This is a genomic window from Pseudochrobactrum sp. AO18b, from assembly GCF_000409565.1.
GTDB lineage: Bacteria > Pseudomonadota > Alphaproteobacteria > Rhizobiales > Rhizobiaceae > Pseudochrobactrum > Pseudochrobactrum saccharolyticum.
This window is the reverse complement of record NZ_ANNO01000273.1, coordinates 1-3,075: the sequence shown is the minus strand read 5'-3', so window position 1 is coordinate 3,075 and position 3,075 is coordinate 1. Positions and strand designations below refer to the sequence as shown.

Annotated in this window: 3 protein-coding genes; 2 read left to right on the top strand and 1 reads right to left on the bottom strand. The window is 51.3% G+C overall.

What is annotated here, in order from left to right:
• Positions 1-92: 92 nt before the first annotated feature.
• Positions 93-317 (top strand): hypothetical protein, encoded by a 225-nt coding sequence (locus A918_RS0111430; protein WP_022711200.1) that lies wholly within the window; start codon positions 93-95, stop codon positions 315-317.
• An 89-nt stretch (positions 318-406) separates the two neighbouring features.
• Here the strand turns inward: A918_RS0111430 and A918_RS0111425 are convergent, their stop codons facing one another.
• Positions 407-1,372 carry a hydrogen peroxide-inducible genes activator gene (locus A918_RS0111425; RefSeq protein WP_022711199.1) on the bottom strand — a complete coding sequence of 322 codons (966 nt, stop codon included), beginning with the start codon at positions 1,370-1,372 and terminating at the stop codon, positions 407-409.
• Positions 1,373-1,632: 260 nt separating this feature from the next.
• Between A918_RS0111425 and A918_RS0111420 the strand changes: the two genes are divergently transcribed.
• The coding region (locus tag A918_RS0111420; protein WP_022711198.1) for a catalase at positions 1,633-3,075 on the top strand (1,443 nt) is incomplete at its 3' end.

Below are 3,075 nucleotides of genomic sequence, written 5' to 3'. Positions count from 1 at the left end.
TGCCGGTATGCTGGAAGGCTCGGTTCTGACTGAGACCGTATTCTCATGGCCGGGTCTTGGTCTGTACATCACCAATTCTCTGCAAACGGGAGGTGCTGATAAAAACCATTCCTGAAACCGACCAGATCAAGGCGACAGTGGAGCGCATGGAAAAACAGTTCTCTGCGCAGGAGGGGGAAGGAGCGCAGAGCATGTGGCGGGCTTATATACAGCTTGCCAAGCGCTTTGAAGCTGATCTCGGGGATGAGCGTGATCTATGGATGAGCAAAGCTGCTGCGCTTATGATGCTTAAATACCAGCAGGAGCGCGCTGGATAGAGCGCCGTGTGCCAGACTTGGCACACAAAGGTCGCTCTAACACTTTAAAATTAGAGCATAATTCCTTAAACTGATCCAAGTCTAAGAAATTATGCTCTAGATGCAGTCTCTTCAGATTCGGCACTGTGGCGGATCAGGCTGCTAAGTTCATCAGGTGCCAGCATCACTTTTTCCGCGCTGTTTTGGATGCATTTTGCCAAAGCTGTGAAATCCTCAAGACGCTGACTCTGTTTGCGCCAGAACAGACCGACTTGGCGTCTTGGGCAATTATCCGAAAACGGTACGATGCGGATGCGCTTATGCGGCACCTCTGAACGAATAGCGATTTCCGGTATCAGCGTCAGCCCCATATCATTGCTGACCATTTGCAGCAGCGTGGCCATGCTGGTCGCACCGAAATTCACCAGTGTGCGCTCACGCGGCAGAGCGCAGACCTCAAGCGCCTGATCGCGCAAACAATGCCCTTCTTCCAATAGCAGCAGCTTTTCCAGTGCCGCATTGCCCTGTGTGAGCGGCGAGGGCAGGACATCATTATTATTGCTGGAAGTGGCAATCAGAAACCGGTCATCAAACAGGTGTTTGCCCGTCAAGTAGGGATCATGAACCGGCATAGCGGCAATCACCGCATCCAGTTCACCATTGCGCAATTCTTCCAGCAGCTTGTCGGTCAGTGCCTCGCGCAGTTCCAGCGTCAGAGCCGGATATTGCTGTTTCAGCGCCTGAATAAGATCCGGCAGCAAATAGGGGGCAATGGTTGGGATGATGCCAAGCCGCAGGCGTGATTGTAGAATGCCACTTTTCTGCTCGGTCAGTTCTTCCAGCGCACGGATTTCCTGTAAAATCACTTTAATGCGCGGCCAGAGTGTGTGACCGAGTTCTGTGAGCAGAACTGATTTATTGGCGCGCTCAAAGAGCGGGCTGCCGGCGAGATTTTCCATTTCTGCAATTTGTGCGGATAAAGCGGGTTGCGAAACAAAGACTGTTTCGGCGGCTTTGCGGAAATGCAGATGGGTGGCGAGCGCATCGAAATAGCGCATTTGCTTGACTGTAAACATGATAAGAAAATCCTATCAATAATCACAGTAAATTCAATTGGAAATTATGGTTAGAATAGTTCTATTCTGTAGAAAGAGCATGAGAATGCAATTTCAATCCTGATCGGTGTATATCGTTAAGTTATTGAAATTGAGTATTTAATACATGTTTTGGCTGGTGCGGAATACCTGAAGGTGGTTCTGCGCCCGTCATAATCTTGTCATGCAGATTTTTTTATAATGGCTCAAAACAGAGCCAATCATACAAGGGAGAGCTAAAAATGGCCGATCGTCCGATTATGACCACAAGTGCCGGTTCACCGATTCCGGATAACCAGAATTCCCTGACAGCAGGCGAGCGCGGTCCTGTCCTGATGACTGACTACCAGCTCATTGAAAAGCTGGCACACCAGAACCGTGAGCGTATTCCTGAGCGTGCGGTTCATGCCAAGGGCTGGGGTGCCCATGGTACACTGACCATTACCGGTGATATTTCCAAATATACCAAAGCCAAAGCCTTGCAGCCGGGTGCGAAGACCCCGATGATTGCGCGCTTCTCCACAGTGGCCGGTGAAGCCGGTGCGGCAGATGCCGAACGCGACGTGCGCGGTTTCGCATTGAAATTCTACACCGAAGAAGGCAACTGGGATCTGGTTGGCAATAATACGCCGGTCTTCTTCGTACGTGATCCGGTGAAATTCCCGGACTTCATTCACACCCAGAAGCGTCATCCAAAGACCAATATGCGCTCCGCCACAGCGATGTGGGATTTCTGGTCGCTGTCACCGGAAAGCCTGCATCAGGTGACTATTCTGATGTCTGACCGTGGTCTGCCGACAGATGTGCGTCACATCAATGGTTACGGCTCGCATACTTATTCGTTCTGGAATGATGCCGGTGAGCGCTATTGGGTGAAATTCCACTTCAAGACCATGCAGGGGCACCAGCACTGGACGAATGCGGAAGCCGAAAAGATTGTCGGCCAGACCCGTGAATCCACACAGGCCGACCTGTTTGGTGCGATTGAAAAGGGTGAATTCCCGCGCTGGAAAGTGCAGGTTCAGATCATGCCTGAACTCGATGCCGATAAAACACCTTATAACCCGTTCGATCTGACCAAAGTCTGGCCACATGCGGATTATCCGGTGATGGATATCGGTATTATGGAGCTGAACCGTAACGCCGACAACTACTTTGCGGAAATCGAACAGGCTGCCTTCTCGCCGTCGAATATTGTGCCGGGTATCGGCTATTCGCCGGATAAGATGCTGCAGGCACGCGTGTTCTCCTATGCGGATGCGCATCGCCATCGTCTCGGCACCCATTATGAGCAAATTCCGGTCAATAAGCCTGCATGTCCTGTGCATCACTATCACCGCGATGGTCAGATGAATACTTATGGCGGTATCGCGACCGGTAATCCGGATGCTTATTATGAGCCAAATTCCTTCAATGGTCCGGTTGAGCAGCCATCGGCGAAAGAACCGCCGCTGAAAATCTCCGGTGACGTTGATCGTTACAATCACCGTATCGGCAATGATGATTATTCGCAGCCGCGCGCGCTGTTCAACCTGTTTGATGCAGGTCAGAAGAGCCGTCTGTTCTCGAATATTGCTGCGGCAATGGGCGGTGTTCCTGGCTTTATCATTGAGCGTCAGCTTGGCCATTTCAAACTAACTCATCCGGATTATGAAGCCGGTGTCCGTGCAGCCCTCAAGGAAGCG